Source organism: Porticoccus sp. (genome assembly GCF_041592135.1).
Classification (GTDB): Bacteria; Pseudomonadota; Gammaproteobacteria; order Pseudomonadales; family Porticoccaceae; genus Porticoccus.
Genome location: NZ_JBFHQR010000029.1, coordinates 1 through 20449 on the forward strand (window position 1 = coordinate 1; position 20449 = coordinate 20449).

General features: G+C 57.2%; 16 protein-coding genes and 1 pseudogene. 5 read left to right on the plus strand and 12 right to left on the minus strand.

What is annotated here, in order from left to right; genetic code table 11:
- Together ABY948_RS04690 and ABY948_RS04695 are read right to left on the minus strand one after the other, a co-directional pair.
- Positions 1-188, minus strand: a pseudogene (locus ABY948_RS04690) (cysteine--tRNA ligase); the annotation flags it as partial.
- Between the two features lie 54 nt (positions 189-242).
- Positions 243-1913 (minus strand): glutamine--tRNA ligase/YqeY domain fusion protein, encoded by a 1671-nt coding sequence (locus tag ABY948_RS04695; protein ID WP_461481354.1) that lies wholly within the window; start codon positions 1911-1913, stop codon positions 243-245.
- Positions 1914-2029: 116 nt separating this feature from the next.
- Here ABY948_RS04695 and ABY948_RS04700 point away from each other — a divergent pair, with 116 nt between their 5' ends.
- The 3 genes from ABY948_RS04700 to ABY948_RS04710 all read left to right on the plus strand — a co-directional run bounded on the left by ABY948_RS04700 (position 2030) and on the right by ABY948_RS04710 (position 4265).
- On the plus strand, positions 2030-2926 hold the full coding sequence (locus ABY948_RS04700) for a DMT family transporter (RefSeq protein WP_461481355.1): 897 nt from the start codon (positions 2030-2032) through the stop codon (positions 2924-2926).
- A gap of 76 nt (positions 2927-3002) precedes the next feature.
- Positions 3003-3512 carry a peptidylprolyl isomerase gene (locus ABY948_RS04705; RefSeq protein WP_461481356.1) on the plus strand — a complete coding sequence of 170 codons (510 nt, stop codon included), beginning with the start codon at positions 3003-3005 and terminating at the stop codon, positions 3510-3512.
- 33 nt (positions 3513-3545) lie between these two features.
- Positions 3546-4265, plus strand: a complete 720-nt coding sequence (locus ABY948_RS04710) for a UDP-2,3-diacylglucosamine diphosphatase (protein WP_461481357.1) — start codon at positions 3546-3548, stop codon at positions 4263-4265.
- Between the two features lie 24 nt (positions 4266-4289).
- Here ABY948_RS04710 and ABY948_RS04715 read toward each other — a convergent pair whose 3' ends face one another.
- From ABY948_RS04715 to ABY948_RS04735, 5 genes are all read right to left on the minus strand, one after another.
- Positions 4290-5486, minus strand: a complete 1197-nt coding sequence (locus ABY948_RS04715) for an ABC transporter permease (protein ID WP_461481358.1) — start codon at positions 5484-5486, stop codon at positions 4290-4292.
- Positions 5483-6694 carry an ABC transporter permease gene (locus ABY948_RS04720; protein WP_461481359.1) on the minus strand — a complete coding sequence of 404 codons (1212 nt, stop codon included), beginning with the start codon at positions 6692-6694 and terminating at the stop codon, positions 5483-5485. Before ABY948_RS04720 ends, ABY948_RS04715 begins: the two co-directional genes overlap by 4 nt.
- Positions 6666-7370 carry an ABC transporter ATP-binding protein gene (locus tag ABY948_RS04725; protein WP_461481360.1) on the minus strand — a complete coding sequence of 235 codons (705 nt, stop codon included), beginning with the start codon at positions 7368-7370 and terminating at the stop codon, positions 6666-6668. Before ABY948_RS04725 ends, ABY948_RS04720 begins: the two co-directional genes overlap by 29 nt.
- A complete protein-coding gene (locus ABY948_RS04730; RefSeq protein ID WP_461481361.1) occupies positions 7363-8505 on the minus strand; it encodes an efflux RND transporter periplasmic adaptor subunit in 1143 nt (380 codons plus the stop codon). The genes ABY948_RS04725 and ABY948_RS04730 overlap by 8 nt, the downstream gene beginning before the upstream one ends.
- A gap of 149 nt (positions 8506-8654) precedes the next feature.
- Complete coding sequence (locus ABY948_RS04735; protein WP_461481362.1) at positions 8655-10295, minus strand: tRNA-dihydrouridine synthase; 1641 nt, start codon at positions 10293-10295, stop codon at positions 8655-8657.
- 265 nt (positions 10296-10560) lie between these two features.
- Here ABY948_RS04735 and ABY948_RS04740 point away from each other — a divergent pair, with 265 nt between their 5' ends.
- Positions 10561-10842, plus strand: a complete 282-nt coding sequence (locus ABY948_RS04740; RefSeq protein WP_461481363.1) for a hypothetical protein — start codon at positions 10561-10563, stop codon at positions 10840-10842.
- A 41-nt stretch (positions 10843-10883) separates the two neighbouring features.
- Here ABY948_RS04740 and ABY948_RS04745 read toward each other — a convergent pair whose 3' ends face one another.
- From ABY948_RS04745 to ABY948_RS04760, 4 genes are all read right to left on the minus strand, one after another.
- Positions 10884-11537, minus strand: a complete 654-nt coding sequence (locus tag ABY948_RS04745; protein ID WP_461481364.1) for a response regulator — start codon at positions 11535-11537, stop codon at positions 10884-10886.
- Entirely contained in the window at positions 11518-12858 is a 1341-nt protein-coding gene (locus tag ABY948_RS04750; RefSeq protein ID WP_461481365.1) for a sensor histidine kinase, read from the minus strand. The genes ABY948_RS04745 and ABY948_RS04750 overlap by 20 nt, the downstream gene beginning before the upstream one ends.
- Positions 12859-13319: 461 nt before the next feature.
- Positions 13320-15614, minus strand: coding sequence for a TonB-dependent receptor (locus tag ABY948_RS04755; protein WP_461481366.1), 2295 nt, complete (start codon positions 15612-15614; stop codon positions 13320-13322).
- A gap of 624 nt (positions 15615-16238) precedes the next feature.
- Positions 16239-18671: a TonB-dependent receptor gene (locus ABY948_RS04760; RefSeq protein ID WP_461481367.1), complete on the minus strand. Its 2433-nt coding sequence runs from the start codon at positions 18669-18671 to the stop codon at positions 16239-16241.
- 730 nt (positions 18672-19401) lie between these two features.
- Here ABY948_RS04760 and ABY948_RS04765 point away from each other — a divergent pair.
- Positions 19402-20388 carry a hypothetical protein gene (locus tag ABY948_RS04765; protein ID WP_461481368.1) on the plus strand — a complete coding sequence of 329 codons (987 nt, stop codon included), beginning with the start codon at positions 19402-19404 and terminating at the stop codon, positions 20386-20388.
- Here ABY948_RS04765 and ABY948_RS04770 read toward each other — a convergent pair.
- Positions 20340-20449: IS3 family transposase (locus ABY948_RS04770; RefSeq protein ID WP_461481369.1), on the minus strand; the 110-nt coding region annotated here is incomplete at its 5' end. The genes ABY948_RS04765 and ABY948_RS04770 overlap by 49 nt on opposite strands.

Here is a 20449-nt window from a genome sequence, read left to right on the forward strand (position 1 = left end):
CAGCGCAGGTAGCGGGTGATGACGTCGAACGCCACCAGCACCCGGGCGTGACCGATATGGCAGTAGTCGTAGACGGTGATGCCGCACACGTACATGCGAATCTTGCCCGCTTCGATGGGTTTGAAGACCTCTTTCTGCCGGGTCAGGGTGTTATACAGTGTCAGTGCCATGGTGCTCGGTTCTTTCATTTTTTGGGGCCACCGGGCGGCCCGCTGTGAATTCAGTGCCAGTTAATGTCGCAATCAGTCTTTCCAGGTATCCCGCAGGCCGATGGTGCGGTTGAATACCGGCTTGTCGGCGCTGCTGTAGCGGCTGTCGAGGCAGAAATAGCCCTCCCGCTCGAACTGGTAGTGATCGCCCACAGAAGCATCCGCCAGGCCGATTTCGCCCTTGCAGCCCTGCAGGATCTGCAGCGACTCGGGGTTGATGAAATCCAGGAAATTGCGCTCGCCCGCCTCCGGGGCCGGATCGCTGAACAGCCGGTCGTAGAGGCGCACTTCGCAATCCACACACTCTGTAGCCGACACCCAGTGAATCACGCCGCGGGGGCGGATACCTTCCGGTGGATCTTCCCCAAGCGTACCGGGGATAATTTCTGCCAAAATTTCGACAATCTCACCCGATGCATCCTTCACCATGTCGTTGGCCTGGATGACATAACCTCCACGCAACCGCACCCACTCGCCGGGCACCAGCCGCTTGAATTTCTTGCGGGACAGGCTGCTGTCCTCGTTGAAGTCTTCCCGGTCGATATAAATTTCCCGGGTAAACGGCAATTGGCGTTCGCCCAGATCATCACGGTTGGGATGACCGGCGGCGCTGAGCATTTCCACCTCACCCTCGGCCACATTGGTGAAGGTGACTTTCAGCGGGTTCAGCACGCACATGGCGCGGGCGGCGTTGTCGTTCAGGTCGTCGCGAATAAAGTGCTCGAACTGGGCCATGTCCACCACGCCGTCGGTCTTGGCCACCGCCAGGCTGTCGCAGAAGTTGCGGATCGCCGCCGGCGATACACCGCGACGGCGCAGGCCGGAAATGGTGGGCATGCGCGGATCGTTCCAGCCATCCACATGGTTCTCATCCACCAGCTGCTTGAGTTTGCGCTTGCTGGTGATGTTGTAGTTCAGGTTGAGGCGGCCAAACTCGTACTGGTGCGGCCTGGACGGCACCGGCAGATTGTCGATAAACCACTCGTAGAGGGGTCGGTTGGCGGCGAACTCCAGGGTGCAGATGGAGTGGGTCACCCCCTCGATGGCATCTTCCTGGCCGTGGGCGAAATCGTAGGAGGGGTAGATATTCCACTTGTCGCCGGTGCGGTGGTGGGCGCGCTTCTTGATGCGGTACAGCACCGGGTCGCGCATATTGATATTGGGCGAGGCCATGTCGATTTTGGCACGCAGGGTCATGCGGCCCTCGGCGATGTCGCCGTTTTTCATCTGTTCTAACAGAGCCAGGTTTTCCGCGACGGCGCGGTCGCGCCAGGGGCTATTCTTGCCCGCCTCGGTGAGGGTGCCGCGGTACTCGCGCATCTGCTCGGCGTTCAGCTCGCAGACAAAGGCCTTGCCCTCGCGGATCAGCTGCTGGGCCCAGCCGTAGAGCTGGTCGAAATAGTTGGAGGCGTAGCGGATTTCACCGTCCCACTGGAAGCCGAGCCAGCGCACATCCTCGATGATGGCGTTGACGTATTCGTCCTCTTCCTTCTCCGGGTTGGTGTCGTCAAAGCGCAGGTTGCAGGCACCGCCGTACTGGGCCGCCAGGCCAAAATTCAGGCAGATGGATTTGGCGTGACCGATGTGCAGGTAACCGTTGGGTTCCGGCGGAAAGCGGGTCACCACCTTCTCTACCGCGCCCTCGGCGAGGTCGCGGCTGATAATCTGCTGAATAAAATTGAGCGGTTTATTATCGTCTGCCATACTGCCGGGCCGCAGGGGCCATCCTCCGTAAAAAAGAGCCGGATTATAGCCTCCGGGGAACAGCGTATAAACAACTGATCGCCCCAGAGCCCAAGTTTTCCAGAGCACCGCCCTTCATGCGACCCAACACCCGCGCCATTCTCTACCTGCAACTGTGCCTGCTGATCTTCCTGCTCGGCGACTCGGTGGCGAAGAAGCTGCTGGAAAGCATCCCCCTCGGCCAGTTGATGTGCCTGCGCACCGCCGCCTCAATTCTGGTGCTTACCCTCATCGTGGTGGCCAGCGGCCGGGTGGCGCTGCTGAAAATCAGCAAGCCGCTGCACCACCTGTTGCGCAGTCTGTTCTTCGCGCTGATCAGCCTCGGTTACTACGTGGCGGTGAAGTACTTTCCCATGAGCGCAGTGGCGGCAGCGCTGGCCGGGGCACCGATTGTTATCTCGGCCATTTCGCCGCTGGTGCTGCGGGAAAACGCCAACACCGTGCAGTGGCTGGCCACCCTCACCGGCTTTGTCGGCGTCTGCCTGGTGCTGAAACCGGATTTTTCCCAGCTGGGCTGGAATTATGTCGCACTGCTGACCCTACCGCTGTCCTACGCCGGCATGATCCTGTGGTCGCGCTACCTGTCGCGCACCGAGTCGGACTGGTCGATGAATTTCTATATCTACTTTCCGCTGTTGCTGCTGTCGCTGTTCTGGCCCGGCGAATGGATTGCCATCGGCACTGTCGATTGGGTACTGATTCTGCTGTCCGGCAGTTGTTGTGCGTTCGGTTTCATCCTGATGGTGGCGGCCTTTCGCATCGGCAAGCCGGTGGTGGTGGCGCCCTTCGAATACACCTCGATCATCATGGTCACCGGGGTGGATATACTGTTCTGGCAGTTCTTCCCGAATTCGGTCATGTGGTTGGGCATCGGCCTGATTCTGCTGTGTGCGGCGGTACAGGGCTGGCAGGCGCGGATCGAACCGCCGGTGATCACCCCCCACCTGCGCCCGGAAGACACCCACAGCCCGTAACCCCGGAACGGTTTTCATTAACCACCGAAAAACGTACCATACGGACCTCTTTTGACCGTTACAGGAACCAAGCCACATGATTACCCTGCACACCAATTACGGCGACATCCGCATCGAACTGAACTTTGACAAGGCGCCTGTTTCCGCTGCCAACTTCCTGAAGTACTGCCGCGACGGTTTCTACGAAGGCACCATCTTCCACCGCGTGATCGACGGCTTCATGATCCAGGGCGGCGGTTTCACCCCCGACATGCAGCACAAGGCTGCCGGCGACCCGATCGAGAACGAAGCCGACAACGGCCTGGCCAACGAAGCCGGCACCCTGGCCATGGCGCGTACCAGCGATCCGCATTCCGCCAGCTCGCAGTTCTTTATCAATGTCTCCAACAACACCTTCCTCAACCATTCCGGCAAGAACCCCCAGGGCTGGGGCTACGCGGTATTTGGCAAGGTGGTCGACGGTATGGACGTCGTCAACCAGATCAAGGAAGTAGCGACTGGCCGCAACGGTATGCACCAGGACGTTCCGACCGCGCCGGTGGAAATCCAGAAGGTCACCGTTGGCGAAGAGTATGCGGACAAGTAATCGTCCCCGGCGCAGGTCCGACAGGCTGCGGCGATGTCCACACTGCTGATCTCCGACCTGCATCTCTCCCCAGAACGCCCGGCGGTCACCCGGGCATTTTTGGCTTTTCTGCACGCTGAGGCCCGCCAGGCCGAGGCCCTGTACATCCTCGGCGACCTGTTCGAGTCCTGGATCGGCGATGACGACCCGGCCCCCCTGGCCCGGGAGGTGATCGGCGAGCTGAAACAGCTCAGCGACAGCGGCACCAGGCTGTACTTCCTGCACGGCAACCGGGATTTCATGATCGGCCGGCGCTTCGCCCGGGAGACCGGCAGCACCCTGCTGCCCCAACACCACATCGCCAAACTGGGCGGGCAAAAAGTCCTGCTGCTGCACGGCGATACCCTGTGCACCGAGGATGAGGCCTACCAGAAGTTTCGGCGCATTTCCCGCAACCCGCTGGTGAAGTTTGTGCTGCGCAACCTGCCCCTGAAGAAGCGCCAGCGCATTGCCGCCGACTGGCGCCGCAAGAGCATGGCGGCCAACGCCAACAAGGCGGACAACATCATGGATGTCAGCACCGCCGAGGTGCGACGATTCCTCAAAGACTTCGGGGTGAAGCGCATGATCCACGGCCACACCCACCGCCCGGATCGCCACAGCCTGCCCGGTGGCGAGCGGCTGGTGCTGGGGGACTGGCACCGCCGTGGCTGGTATATCCTCGTTGAAGGCGAGCAGCCGCCGGAACTGATTTCCTTTCCGATTGAAGACTAATTGGGGGTTGAGGCCCTGAGCGCGTCATTCAGCCCTGAGCGCATCGATAGGACTGAGTTTGGTCGCGTTCAGTGCCGGGCGCACCCCCGCCATCAGCCCGATCAGCATGGAGACCAATAGCGCCGCCACCACCATATCGGCTTGCAGCGCCACCGGCAGCGCCGGAACGAATAGCTGCGCCGACAGCACCAGTAGCGCGATCACCAGCACCCCCGCCAGACCGCCGATCAACCCCAGCATCACCGCCTCCCCCAGAAACAGGTTGCGCACCTGGCGGCGGGTACTGCCCAGTGCCCGCAACAGGCCCACTTCGGCAGTGCGCTCGGTCACCGTTATCATCAGGATGGTGGTAATGCCCACCGCGCCCACCAGCAGCGAGATCGCCCCCAGTCCGCCGCCGGCGTATTTGAGGATGCGCAGGATATTGTCCATGGTGGCCATCATCTGGTCCTGGGTGACGATGGTGAAATCCTCGAAACCGTGGCGCTCGATCAACAGGCGCTTGACGCTGTCGGTGAGGGCATTGGTGGCCACCGAAGGGCTGTAGAAGATATCCACTTCCATCAGGCTCTCGCGGTTGAAAATTTGCAGGCCCTTGTGGGCGGGGATATAGATCATGTCGTCCAGGTCGGTGCCGAGAAACTGGCCCTTCGGCGCCATGACACCGATCACCCGGAAGCGGTTGCCGCCGATGTGGACGAATTCCCCCAGCGGATTGGCGTTGCCGAACAATTCCCGCTTCAGCTTGCTGCCCAGCACGGCAAAAGCGCGCGCCCGGTAGACGTCCTCCTCCGGCAGGAACGAGCCCTGGGCGACTTCCAGCTTCCAGGCCCTGTCGGCCAACGCGCCGACCCCGGCCACATCGGTATAGCGGCTGCGCCCCACGGCCTTGATCTGGGCGGTGCCAAACACCACCGGCACCACCTGCTGCACGCCGGGGATACGATTCAGCGCCTCGGTATCCTCCAGGGACAGGGGGCGGGTGGTATTGAGGATGCCACTCATGCCGAAGGTTTCGGTCTTGCCCGGGGTAATGGCGACGATATGGCTGCCGAACTGGGTAAATTCCTGGATCACGAACAGCCGCAGTCCCTCACCCAGGGAACTGAGCAGCACCATGGCGGCGATGCCGATGGCAAAGCCGACAATGGTCAATGTCGAGCGCATGCGCTGCATCCACAATGCCCGCACCACCCAGCGCACATAATCGACGAAGCTCATCCGCCCTGCCCCCGCAGCGCCAGCACCGGGTCCAGGGCCGCCGCCCGGCGCGCCGGGATCAGCGAGAACACCAGCCCCGCCAACAGCGCGGTGCCCACCGCCGCGGGCATCGACCACCAGGGTGGCGCCAGCGGGAACACCGGCCACAGCCGCGCCATCACCAGCACCGCCACCCAGGCCACGGCGATGCCGGCGGCGGAGCCCATGCTGACCAGCAGCAATGACTCGCCGAGGAACAGTTGCCGCACCTGGCGACTGCTGCCACCGAGGGCTTTCAGCAGGCCGATCTCCTGGCGCCGCTGGCTGACGGAAATCAGGCTGATGTTCATGATCAGGATACCGGCCACTAACAGGCTGATGGCGGCAATGGCGGCGATGGCCAGGGTCAGGGTGGTAAGAATGTTGTTGAACGCCGCCAGCATGGAATCCTGGCTGATCAGGGTAATGTCGTCGTCGCCCTCGTGGCGCTCGCGGATCACCGCCCGCACCCGCGCCTCGGCGCGGGGGAAATCGGCATTGCCGTCCAGCTCCATCAGCACCCGGAACAGTCCCGGCGTGTTGAACATCTGCTCGGCGGTGCGCACCGGCACAATCACCATATCCCGCAGATCCAGGCCGAGGGATTCACCGCGCTCCTCCAGCACCCCGATCACCCGCATGCGGCGGTCGCCCACCCGCACCCACTCGCCGATGGCCCGGCGATTGCCGAACAATTCCTTTTTCAACTTGGAGCCCAGCACACAGATGGCCATGGCCTCGCTGCGGGTGCGCTCCGGCAATATCTCGCCCTGGGAGACGTTGAGCTGGCGCACCTGGAAAATTTCCGGGGTGCTGCCCAGCACGATGACCTCGCGGGAACGGCTGGCCAGCGCCACCGGAGCGGTGCCGGCGATCACCGGCGCCACCGCCCGGATCGCCGGAATGCGTTCCAGGGCCTGGGCGTCCTCCAGGGTCAGGTCGCGGGGGGCGGCGCCATAAATGGGCGGTGCGCCGCCGGTGGTTTCCTTGCGACCGGGCAGGATAATCAGCAGCTGGTTGCCGAGGGCCGAAAACTCCCGGTCTATATAGCGGCGAGCGCCCTCGCCGAGGCTGGTGAGCAGAATGACCGAGGCCACCCCGAGTCCCACCGCCAGCAACAGCAGCGCGGTGCGCACCCGGTGGCGCAGGAACAACTGGCCGTTAAAGTGCAGTTGGTCCAGCAGCCGCATTGCCGTCACCACTGTCAGCTTCGATCTGACCATCCACCATGCGAATACGCCGCCCGGCCCGTTTGCCGAGATTGCCGTCGTGGGTTACCACCAACAGGGTAATGCCCTCGCTATTCAGGCCCTCCAGGACTTCCACCACCTCCTGTCCCGAAGCCTGGTCCAGGTTGCCGGTGGGTTCGTCCGCCAGCAGCAGGCGCGGTTTCATGACGATCGCCCGGGCGATGGCCACCCGCTGCAATTGTCCACCGGACAGTTGATTGGGGCGGTGCCCGGCGCGATCGGCCAAACCCACCTGCTCCAGCACGGCCATGGCCTTCTGGCGGCGCTGTTTGGGGGCCAGCCCCGCCAACATCATCGGCAGCTCGACATTTTCCAGGGTGGTGAGCCGGTTCACCAGGTGAAAGGCCTGGAAGATAAAACCGATGTAATCCGCCCGCAGCCGCGCCCGCGCCTCCTCCCCCAGGCGCTCGGTGGTGATGCCGTCCAGCCGGTAGCAGCCGCTGTCCGGGCGATCCAGCAGGCCGACCATATTGAGCAGGGTGGACTTGCCGGAACCGGAGGGACCCATCACCGACAGGTACTCGCCAGCTTTGATGGTGATATTGACGTCCCGCAGCGCTCGCAGGGGCGATTCACCCACCTGGTAGGTCTTGTTGATCCCCTGCAGTTCAATCATCGGCATTCTGGCCAATTTTTGCCGGCGCGCCGACCTCGACCCCGGCACTGCCGATATTGCTGACGATCTGTTCGCCCTCCGCCAGACCTTCCAGCACCTCGGTGTAGCGCCAGTTGCCCAGACCCTTGCGAATGGCCCGGCGGCGCAGATAACCGTCGTCATCCAGTACCAGCACAAAGCCGTCATCGACAATCAGTTCGGAGGGAATGCGCAGGGCGCCGTCGCCACTGGCGAGAATGATCTCCATATCGGCGCTGTAGCCCGCCAGCAGATGCACAGCCTCGGGCAGCGTGTCCAGCTCCGCTTCCACCTCCACGGTGCGCGCCTGTTTTTCCACGTCGAGGATGTACGGCGAGATGCGCCGCACCCTGGCCGGGAAGATTTTGTCGCGGAAGGCATCCAGGGTCACCCGCACCGGCATGCCCACCGCGATATCGGAGGCATCCACCTCGTCGATGGGCGCACTGATGTAGTGGCAGCCGTCGGTGAGCAGGTCGATGGCCGGCGGGGTCATCACCCCGGGGGGCGAGGGTGTAGCGTATTCCCCCACCTCGCCGGTCACTTCCGCCACGGCGCCGTCAAAGGGCGCCCGCAAATAGGTCTGCTCGAGCACCGCCGCGGCGGCAGACACTGTAGCTGCGGCCTGTACCTCTCTAGCCTTGGCGGCCTCGCAACTGGCGGAGCTAGCTTGGGCGCGGGACGCGGCCACGTCAGCGGACTCCGCGGAGACCAGGTTCTTGCTGGCGAGATTGGTGAGGCGCTTTGCCTCCCGCAGGTCTGACTGGGCGGCAATACAGGTGCTCTGGCGCTCCCGCTGGGCTGACAGCTGCGAGGCCCTGGCCACGTCAAGCTGCGCCTCCCGGTCCTTGTTCCACAGCACCATCAACAGCTGGCCCGCCTTGACCTGGTCGCCCTCTTTCACCAGCAACTGGTCGATGCGACCGCCGATGGACAGCGCCAGCCGGGAACGCTGACAGGCCTTGACCGTGCCGGCGCGGGTATTGGCCACGGTGCGCTCCACCAGCCCCCGTTCCACCGTTGTCACGGTCACGGTCACCGGTTGCGGCCGGGACCAGTAGTAGAACAATGCCGCCAATCCCACCGCGATCAGCAAGGTGACCAACCATTTCTTCATCCAGAACGCTCCCTCTTCAGCGGCACAGCGGTTTTCAGATTAAATCATAGCCGGTGATCCCACGCAGGCGATTTGATCTGGGCCATCTCCAGCGCGCGGGCATAAAAAAACGGCCCGCAGGCCGTTTGGAGTTAATTCGTGAACCAACCCTAGACACACTTGGTGGTGGCCGAGGCATCCATAAAGGGCCCGTCCACGCACAGCCGCCGCCCGTCCGGTGCCGCACAGGCGCCACAGAGGCCCACTCCGCACTTGGTCAGGTAGTCGACGGCGCTGTGGATGCGGTCGTCGCCGCAGAACTCCCGCTCCACGGCAATGGCGGCGTGCACCATCGGTGCCGGGCCACAGTTGTAGAACATCAAATTGCCGCGCTCCGCCTCGGAAAGGCCCTGCAGGTAATCCCGCAGCAGCTCGGTGACAAAGCCGTGGTAGCCCGCGCTGCCGTCATCGGTGGCAATGTGCACCGGGGCGATTTTTTCGCACTCCTCGATGAAATAGAGGCGCCCCGCAGTGCGCGCGCCGGTGAAAATCTCGGTATCGGGGAAGTCCCGGGCCAACTGGTACACCGCCGCCAGGCCGGTGCCGCCGCTGACGGTGATGATTTTCGCACCCTCCGGCGGAGACACAGGAATCCCGTGGGGGCCGCGCACATAGGCCTCGGTGCCGGGCTGCAGGCTCATCAGGTCGTGGGTGAACAGGCCCAGGTCGATCACCGCCAGGGAGAACGGATCGTCGGTGAGCGCCGAGAAGGGTTTTTCACCTAGCCCCGGAATCCACAGGAACACGAACTCGCCGGCCTTGAGATTGATCTTGCGGTCAAAAGTGAGGATGCAGATGTCGTCGCAGACCCGCTGGTTGGACACCAGGGTCACCGGGCGGAACTGCATGTCCACGTCGTAGCGAATCAGGCGCTCGGCATCGTTGCTGCCCTGGGCCATATCCGCTTCCAGCGTCTTGAAATACTGGCCCATCTGCTCGGTGGTCAGGCCAACCAGGGATGAACCCACGCCCACCACGGTGGCACCCGCATCCCGGTAGGCGCGCACATCGTCGGCACTGCTGACGCCGCCGCAGCCGATAATCGGGCAATCCACCGCCGCGGCCACTTCGCGCACGCACTTCAGGCCGATGGGCAGCACGCCCTTGCCGGACATGCCGCCGACACCGTTGCTCAGCACCGGGTGGCCGTGGGCGGAGGTGTAACCGGGACCCAGGGTGTTGATGGCACAGAGGCCGTCGGCGCCGCCGGCCACCGCCGCCCTGGCGATCTCGGCGATATTGTCGGTATTGGGGGTCAGCTTCGGGATCACCGGAATATCCACTGCGGCTTTCACCGCCGCGGTGATTTCCCGCACCAGTTCCGGGTCCTGGCCCATGGCCATGCCGTAGCCCTTGGCGTGGGGACAGGACAGGTTCAGCTCCAGGCCGTCGGACACCGGCGCCATGATCTTCGCCACCTCGACGAATTCCTCGACGCTGCCGCCGAAGATGGAGGTGAGCAGGAAGCGGTCCTCCGGCACCCGCAGGGTCGCCAGTTGCGCGGCCAACTGCTCCGCACCGGGATTGGTCAGGCCCACCGCATTGACGAAACAGCCGGGGGCGTACTGGCTGATCACCGGCTCCCGATAGCCCGCCCGGGGCGCCAGGCCGACACTTTTGGTGGTCATCACCCCCACTTCCGGCATGGTGTCAAAGATGCGCTGGATAATGGAGGTCGCGGTGGTGACGATGCCCGAGGGAATGGTAAGCGGCGAGGTGATCTGCTTGGTAAAAAACGGTATTTTCGACATCGAAGGGATCTGATCTAAACGGTTGGATGGCAAGGTGCGAAGGATAAACGTCTGCGGGGGTTAAATCCACCGTGAGAGTATGGAGTCCTGATCTCCCCCCAAAATGAACCCTGTCACTTTTATCTGGCGGCGCAATCACCAGACCACTTAAAACCAGCCCTGCTCCATAAAGAAAAAAGGGTACGAAGTCGGTCTTTAAACCGGACTTAACGAGTCCGACAATTCAGTTATTGGCAACCCTAACTACATATAAGGCCCAAGCCCCTTGAAAGAAGCGGACGTAGAAATGACCACTGACCGAGGTGAAATTATCGCGATCATGGAGCCCCTGCAAATCGGTGACGGCTCCCCTCACCGCCCGGCTTTGACGGAACTCGCCGTAGAGCTTGCAGCAAAGTCAGCGGGTTTTAGGCGCAGCCTGCCTGATGGAATTGTCACAGCATTAGCCAATCTGGTCCGCGCCATGAATTGTTACTACTCGAACCTCATTGAGGGACACAACATACATCCCGTCGATATTGAGTGTGCCATGCGGGACGACTGCTGATGTCTGCCTTGAACCTAGTGTGGCTAGGAAATGACCTGGTATCAGGGTTTGATAACACCCAATATGACGGCGATATTAGCCAGTTCTGCGGCAGTGTTGACCTTGAGTTTGCTTTTGATTTTCGTGTTGTAATTGGCCACTGTTTTATAGCCAAGACACAAATCGCGCGCTGCTTCATGGACCGTCATACCGCCCGCCAGCCGACAAAATACATCAAATTCCCGTGGCGACAATAAATCCACCACTTCACGATAACATTCGATATCCCGGTGCCGAACATCACAAATCTCAGGCAGCAATGCCTGCTCGATATAACGCTTGCCTTGTGCAACCGTTCTTACCGCTTCAGCCAGCACCTCCGCAGCGCTGTTCTTGCTGACATAGCCTTTGGCACCAGCCTGCAAGGCACGTTCGACATACACCGGTTCATCATGAAAGCTGTAGACCAGGATCACGGCTTTCGGCGCTTGCCTGTATAAACGGCGAATCGTTTCCAGGCCGCCGATACCCGGCATGGATAAATCCATCACGACCACATCCGGTTGCAGCCGTTCATATTCCTGGGCTACGAGTTCGCCACGGTTGACCTCCTTAATCTCCCCGATAAACGGTTGCGATAACAGCAGAATCCTGAATCCGGCACGAACAACTTCATGGTCATCGACCAAAAGGATACTAATCCTGTTTTGATTCATCTTGCTGTTTCTCTATAAAAGGCATGCTGGCTTTTACGCTGACCCCCTGCTCCGGTTCTGACTCAAAACTGAAACGCCCACCGAGATTTTCAACCCGCTCGCGCATGGCCCGCACGCCGAACCCCTCACCTTCTGCCTGACCGCCTATGCCGTTGTCCTCTACATTGATAACGACCTGGTCATCATCATCAGAATGGCTGTGTGTCACCGTCACCTTGACGCTATCCGCACGGGCATGCCGTATCACATTGGTCAGACACTCCTGCACAATCCGGTATACATGGATCGCCACCTCATGACTGAGCAGCTCCAGACTGTCATCATAATCCAGCGTGACGAGTAGGTCCGAATGCCGGCGCCGGTATTCACTGACCAGATCAACCAGTGTCGCGCCCAACCCCAAATCAGCAAGGCTCAAAGGATGTAAAGTGCGCATCATCGAACGCACCACGCCGGACAAATGATTACATATCCCGATAATCGAGTCCGCAATAGCCCCCACATCGGCATCGGCTTGTTTACTCGCTACCGCCATGGCTTTTACCGCTGTTAATGACTGTCCCATCTCATCATGCAGCTCACGGGAGAGATGCCGTCTTTCATTCTCCTGAATATGCAGGGTATGTCGCGCCAATGACTGATTGTTTTGCCGGGCGTAATGCAAGGCTTCCGACAGGTTATTGACTTCGCTAGCAATCGCATCAAACTCGCTGATTTTGATGCTGGGCAGTTTTCCGTCGTATTCGCCCGATTCAACCTGACGCAGGCCGGATAAAATGGTGCCGACAGCACGCAACATGGAGTGGAAAACCATATTGATCGCCAGGAAGATCACCCCCACCATCAGCACAAGCGACCAAAAATAAGCTTGCGACTCACCCCAGGCCTCGGATATCTCATCCATGGGGTCCGCACTGATTTGAATTCGCCGCACGGAACCATCCGGCATCTTCAGGGGATACTCCGCCGCCAGATAGTCGGTCGTCACTGCCGCGACAAACCAGGCAGGCGGTTTTCTTGACGCTTCGCGCTCTGAAACAGTCAATATTTCAGTCACTGTGTCGCGCTCATCAATCAATGCAATCTGCACATGCCGCAGATGCCGTAACGCCTTGATTGACTGCAGCCAATCATCATTGTCCCGGATCATGTCTGCTTGATTGACTTCGGACTTGACCATCTGCATGACCAGGTGAAACGAGGATCGAAGTTCTCTCTCAACTGATTGGCGCGCCTGCCAGATCGCTATCGCGCCTCCTAGTATCAAAATCAGCAGCACCGACAACAGAATGCGTAAATTAATTAGACTTCTTAAGCTCATTTTTGTCCTGCAACCTGGAGTCATGAACACTTGCAGGCCAACTGAACCCGGCCATATCACCTTGAAAGGCCTGACCGCTCCGGTTCAATGGTTGCGCCATTGGTTTCAAAATTCCCTGTTTTCGCCCAGCCGGGAATACTAATCATGCGGGAAGCAGGGGGACCAGGAAAGACGTTCACTCGAACAATCGTATTCATTATCCCCCCCCAAAAAAGGCGCGACCATAAAGAATACTTCATGGCCATCCTCTGGCATCGCACTGAGAAAAGCTGACCCAGGAAATCTGAACAGCGCTGTAAGTGGAATCTCTACCTGATTTTAGGGCGCTGTAGCGCCCCCACTTACTTGTCATTTGCACTTATTTTCTTATGGGCAAAAAAATGCCAGTCAGCTTAACTGACTGGCATGACACTGCTGTGGTGCTGGCTTGAATTAGTGTGAACAGGCCCTAACTGGTTGGCTTAGAGGGCAATCTTAAATCCAATCCAGCCTGCTCTTGGGGCCCCGGCACCAACAAAACGCGGGTCATCCAGGTCCAGGCCAGGCGCTTCATCCGGTTCACCATACAGGCCAAAGTTTTCATATTCACTGTCAAACAGATTGTCGACTTTGGCAAAGAACTGAACATGTTTGTTCAGCTGGTAACGGCCGTGCAGATTAACCAATCGATAACCGCTGATCTTTTTGTCCTGGTTTGCTTCATCACCACGGTAGTACTGACTTGAATGATAAGAGGCCGTCGCACCTATAGATAATTTCGGTGTAAACGCGTAATCGACGCCGATTTTGACGTTGTGCTCAGGAATGCCCGGCAAGCGATCGCCTTTTTTCACTTCAAAGGTTTCCACCGCATCATCGACTTCACGGGCATAGAAGAAGCGATCTTCAAACGTGGCACGGATATAGGCATAGTTTGCGAACCAGCGCAGTCTCTCCTGGTGACCATTGACAGCCAACTCCAAACCGGCTCGAGCTGTTTTATCGATATTATCAAAATTACCCAACGTCAGACGCGGGTCGCTCACATCATCCTCAACATCCGGGAAGAAAAACAAATCATCTTTCAGCTGGGTATAAAACGCTCCGGCATTCCAGTTGATTGAACCATTCTGGCCTCTGAAACCGGCCTCGATGGTTCTGGCGACAACATCATCCAGCGGCGGATCAGCCAGAAAGGCATTGGGATAGGAACAGGGACTACTTTCTTCAGAACAGGTTAGTTCAGACGGGGTTGGCGCGCGATTGGATTCACTGTAGTTACCATAGACAGTCAGGTTGTCCCGCCATGCATAGGTTAAACCGGCAGTCGGGTTAAAGCGTTTGAATACATGCTTGTTGCCCGACTCGTTCAAATCCTGCTCACCACCTTCACTGGTACCGGAAATATCAATCTGGATCCAGTTATAGCGACCGCCAACCGTCAAGTCCAAACGCTCTGTTAGTGAGAGCGTGTTGGTGAAGAACAGACTGAACGTATCCGTTTCAATATCGCCATCAACCACCGTTTCATCAATAATGAAACCGGTTCCATCTGTGCCGCGGGTATCCGTAAAGCGGGCAATTTCAGACTGCGAGGAATGCGTTACATCCGAGCTATCGTAGGAAACACCCACAACCAGCTGATTGTTGCGCTCGAACAAATCATTTAAAAAAGTAGACTGCAAACCAAAGCCATAGCTATCTTGCTCGGTTTTACTGGTATTGTTGAGTGCGATAAATTCTTCGCTGCCATCAAAACCTAAAGGTGCAAATGGCGTAATCACTTCCCCGTCATCATCAACGATGTTGGCACCGTCAATTTCAAGCTCTGAACCATCACCATTGAATGTCGAGCGATCGCTGCGACGGTAATAGGTGTTGGCGGACAACAGCATGTTGTCATTAGCCCAATGGGAGCCATTCAGGGTAACCATGCGCAATTCATTTTGCGTATTATCCGGATGGGTAAATACGGCCTCGCGATCATCCGCCACCAGTTCAATTGGAGAAGCTCCGTTACCATTCAAGTCGCTGTCTACCGCGGTAATACCCAGATCCAGACTGCTGGTTTCATTTCGGTAACTTAAATTGGTAAAGAGCTGCTCAACCCTGGAAGGTGAAAAATCCCGCCAACCATCTTCTTTGGTAATCGAACCCGTTACAAAATAAGCAAAATTGTCATTACTGCCACCACTTTCGATCGTGCCGGAATCACGGCCAAATGAACCGCTATAAGCTTCAAGACTATGTCCCGGGTGAGTGAAACCATTTTTGGTTTCGATGGACAATGCGCCACCCAATGTATTCAAACCGAATAACGGATTGGAACCCGACATCATGTTCATGCTGGCAATCGCAGATTTTGGTAATAGCTCAAAATTGACGGCATCACCAAAGGGTTCGTTGATACGTATGCCATCCTGATAAACAGAGATACCCTGAGCATTACCCACTAATGGCGAAGCGGTAAAACCACGGAATTTTAAATCCGGTTGAAACGGATTGTTTTGTGCCTGGTTGATACTGATACTCATCATTGTCTGATTCATAAAATCAGAAATATCCAGTGCCTGTTGACGTTCGATATCCTCAGCGGTGGCCGTTTGCACATTGCCTGGAATCTTATCGGCCTCCAAGCCTACGCCATCTAGAGGTGTGATACCGACGACTTCGATATTTTCAAGTTGTAGATCAGGCTCAGCAGCATGACTGAAACCCGGGCTTAAAGCCGTAGCTATTAATACAGACAAGGCGCCGCGTCGAAATGTAACCGCCATACTTCGCTCCTACTGCGATCATGTTAAAAACAAAAGGGGATAGATCCATTTTCAGGCGGCTTCTATGCCAGGGAAGGCAAGAGTATTGGTGTCGCGATATCCGCACCAGTCAAAGCTCATGCCGCCATCTGGCAAGACCACAACGCCCGGCACCGTACAAGGCTGTTCGTTAAGGGATAACGAAAGACGGTCTTTGAGGTAGGCTTCATCGACCGCACCAAATGATGGTTAGCTTGTTGATATCGGCAGACGCTTGACCTTCGTCTTCTGTTGCATGGGAAATCATGCGTTAGCGATGGCCGTAGGGTCGTACCGATACACTTTGGTTTCAGGCTCGCCCCTATCCCCTTTCTCTGTTTATGAGTCAGGACAGTATTCGGCGCGGGGAGAATCTCATATAGGAAAAATTCCTTTTGTGCTGGCGCTGTTGCATGACATGCATCCACCAGCAACTTCCTGAGAGTCCTGCACTATATCGCGTTGAATAATTGCAGCCGCGAGCAGCACCGGGCCAATGTGTTACGTGGCTTTGTCACGATTATGCTCAGCCTGCACGGCAAACAAGTGATTCCCGACTGGATCAAACAGGGAGAGCCCTCGCTGTTTGAGCCGCCACCTTCACAGTTAAAATGTCAGCCCAACAGCTAATCCATAGGTGCGCGGCTCAGCGGGAAAGCTGTGCTGATCGCCGGGGAACACGACTGAATCAAACATCTGGTCAACGTAGTACTCATCGGTCAGGTTTCTGGCCCATAAGCTGACATTCCAGCCAGCCCGTTTATCCGAGAGCCGAATGCTGGCATTAACCAGATTCACCTCACCCTGGTACGTCACAGGATCAAGATCCGGCGAAGCATAACGACTGCCTTTATAAAAATACTGCAAGGCCGACGTCAACTCGAACGAGCCGACAGGCGCCACATGAACGACGGATGCGGTCAGCGCCCAGTGCGGCACATTGGGCAGCGGCCTGCCGGATAGATCGCATTGCACCTCAGCACTGAATGCCGGGCATGGCCCATTGTCAAAACTGACAAATTCACTCTCGGTATAGCTGGCGTTAATCGCAACTGAGAGCTGGCGGCTGATTCTGGCCAGGCCTTCGAGTTCAACCCCGCTGATTTCCACATCGCTGGCATTGCTGACAACACTGGTATTATTCTCAATGACAAATACTTGGTAACCGTCGACGTGCTGGTGAAACGCCGTCAGGTTCAGACGCCACTGTTTTTCTCTGCCCTCAGCCATCAATCCCAACTCAACGGCATCAACGATCTCCTCGTCAAATTCAATACCGCTGTCGGGAATAAAACTGGTGACCTGAAAACCGCCGGATTTGAACCCCCGGCGCAGGCTGCTGTAGAGGCTGAGCCATTCGTTCAACTTGTATGTCAGGCTTACGCTGCCGGACAGATTATCGTCGTCGCGGGATGACTGCTGGTCCTCGATGGGAGGGAACAACTGCAGGGCACTCAAGGCGGTAAAGGCCGGATTGATACTTGCAATCGCCCCACCTGGAGAGAGGTCCAGGGCCGAAAACGGTGCGTCAATGGTATAGCGGGCATCCAGTTTTTTTTCTTCATAGCTATAACGCAGACCCGCACTGACGGTGAGCCGCTCGGTCAATCGCCAATCCGTCTGGCCATAAAGCGCCACGCTGCGGGAAATTAAATCGTAACTGGCGTGTTGTACGCCGTCGCCCTCCGCAATCAAGGTGTTCGCCGGCAAGCCCAGCACCTGCTGCTCCAGAACACTGACCGGGCTCGGATCGACCAGCGGCGTTCCGCCCGCCAATGCCGTGGTAGACACATCGATAAACGGCCGCATATCTCCCCCGTAGCTGGCTCTTTGACGATGATCGAATTGCTGATGATAAACATAGAGTCCACCGAGCCATTGCAGGGGGTGATTGGTGTTGGATTGCAGCCGGAACTCCTGGGTAATGACCCTGTTTCGGTCAGAGCGCCGGGATTCGTCACTCAGCAGGTCCAGATCGCTAAAATCGCCATCAATCCCCGTATCCATCTCAAAGTCCTGGTACGCACTGATCGACGTTGCCTTGACGGCGCCTAAATCCCACTCAACGTGGAACGACAGCCGCCACTGATCGTGCTGATAGGCGACCTGGTTGTTAACCGCAACCCTGCGCGAATCGGGGTCGATAGCGATGGCACTGCCCCCAAGCAGCGCTATCGCAGCCGCATTGTGCGGCTGGTGAATAACAAACGGGGCGGCACAGCACAACTCATCCACGCCGTCGTACTCCCCGACAAACCGCAGCGACAGGGCATCGTCCGGCTCAAACAACAGCTGCCCCCGCGTCGCCCAGCGGTCGCGGTTATTGAGCTCACTGCCGTCATAGCTGTTCTGGTAAAAACCATCGCGCTCGTGCCAGCCAGTGCTGACCCGGTAGAACAGCTGCTCGGTGATGGGGCCAGTGGCAGATAGCCGAACCTGCTGGTCGCCATAGTTACCCGCGCCCAGGTTCGCTGTGTAGTGGGGCTCTCTGGCTGGAGCCTTGGTGATTATCGAGACCACACCCGCGGAGGTATTTTTCCCGTACAGGGTACTTTGTGGCCCACGGAGTACCTCAATACGCTCCACATCGAGTAAATCCCCTATGATGTTGGCGGCGCGACTTTGATAGACATCGTCAATAAACACACCGACTGAAGGTTCCAGCCCGGCGTTGGAGGCCGATGTGCCAAGCCCACGAATTGATAGCGTTGTCGCCACTACCGAACCGCTTTGCTGGACTGTTAGAAAAGGAATGCTCTCCGGCAGCGCCTGCACATCACGTATTGCCCATCGCTTAAGATCTTCAGCGGAAACGACGGATACGGCTAAAGGCACATCCCTCCGATCCTGCTCGCGCTTTTGTGCCGTGACGACAATTTCTTCCAGGCCCCCATCAACGCTGGAGCCAGGCTCGGCAGGCTCCAGGGCATCTGGATCATCCAGGCCGAACAATAGCGGGGACTGAAGTGAGAGGCCCACTGTTAATGTGGCCAGGGAAAGCCAGTGTTGTTTATTCTTTTGGTCTCTACAGCGCTTCATGTCAGGTGCGCTTTTTGAAGGGCTTTAAGCCGCATGGCTTGCGCAACCCTATTGGCCTGGTATTGCCAGCCCGTGCCAGGTTACCCCACTCGATTGTGGGCACGCGATGACTGCTTTTATGTTTCAGGGAGTTACTCTCGGCGGTTTCGGATAATAAGAAATTGGAGGAAATGGGAAAGTTGTACCTGCCCCACTCCCCCCTTCTCACATCCTTGTAACCATTCAATAACCAAGTGCAGTTTACGCCACGTGAAGCGTCAGGAAAACTTTGGAGGAAATGAAATTGAAGGAGGTTGCGAAGTTGTACCTGACCCGAATGGCACTTACTCTCCGCGCGCGCGGAGGGGGGGGGGCCTATGAAACGATAGAGGAAAGCACTAAACCGGAAACCAAAGCTGGTTTACTAGTGTATAGGCGCAGCTTGACAGGCCTGCAATGTACACGTACTTTTTAGCCTTGGTATTGGATGCTAGTTTCACAATATAGGGATATACAGTGCTTCTCTTCGCCTCTCATCTTAATCTTTTTTGTACTCCCTCATTATTAAGCTTCCTACTACTTTCTTCAGTCGACGGCTCCCAGCACCCACGTACCTTGTCGTCTATACCCCTCCCGATGTAGTGCGTTACCGAATACTAAGCAGCGTCAAAATCTGAGCCAAAAGATTTTTACTCACCCGCAAAGATCTTGCCCAACAGACTGCGTACCAACTGAACAAAAGGAAATTGTCGTGCCAGAAATCAAAAGCAAATTAATAGCAGCTGTTTATATTTCACTCACTCTTTGCTCTAGCACGTGGGCAGAAAATGCCCCCAAATTAACCTGGACAACAAATCCAACCGTCCCTCCAGGAATTTTTAATACGGAAGCCCAAGCAGCTAGTGCAGTGCGGTCTTCAGATACGAAATACTCTGATAAAACCATTCGCAAATACAGTGGAATAACTTCTGGATCGACGATCAACTACCACTATGATGGACCTCATTATAACCAGGTCCGCACAGAGTGGGATTACCAACTTTTAGGTGTAGCCCATTTTCCCAATGAAGCATCAATCATTGCGTGGTTGACAGAAAACTATACGTCTGACCCAGAATGCTCTTCAACAACAGTCTCTCCCCAAGGATGGCATATTTACGCTCAGGCTTCTGGTGGTGGAGTTTTTAATGGAACCAATGGGCCAAGCGGCGAAAGCCGTTTAGAAGAACAATACTATGACATAACACGACATTATTATAACCAGTTGGATGAAACCTGTTATGACAGCCAAAGTAGTGCAGTAGCCTGGAGAGATCGCTATTACCAGTGCCCTACAGGCATCTTGCCGGCAGGAGCCTATTGGACCGGACCCGAACCTGGTGTAGCCCCTAGCTGGGCGGCGGGTTGCACCTCGGGTCCTTCCTTTTCTGTCTATGGAAAACTCATGCTCGACCAGGGAAGTTGTGGCTTAGAGGGGAACCCTTGCAACGTGAAAACGGGTGACAAGGTAGAAGTTGAAGTTGAAGTTGAAGTTGAAGTTGAAGTTGAAGTTGAAGTTGAAGTTGATTACAATGATGGCTGGTTAAGCTTTACCCGCACATATCACTCTTTATCGCAAACACACTATTCCAACCTCGGCCAAAATTGGCCACACGACTTGGTCCTACCCACAAAAAGTAGACACTCTAACTATGCGGCAGTAGCCGCAATCCTTTCAAACTCTGCCGGGCTTACATAGCCATTGGCAGAGTGCCTGCGCAGTCGGTTATAAAAAACTTCGATGTACTCAAAGATACCGG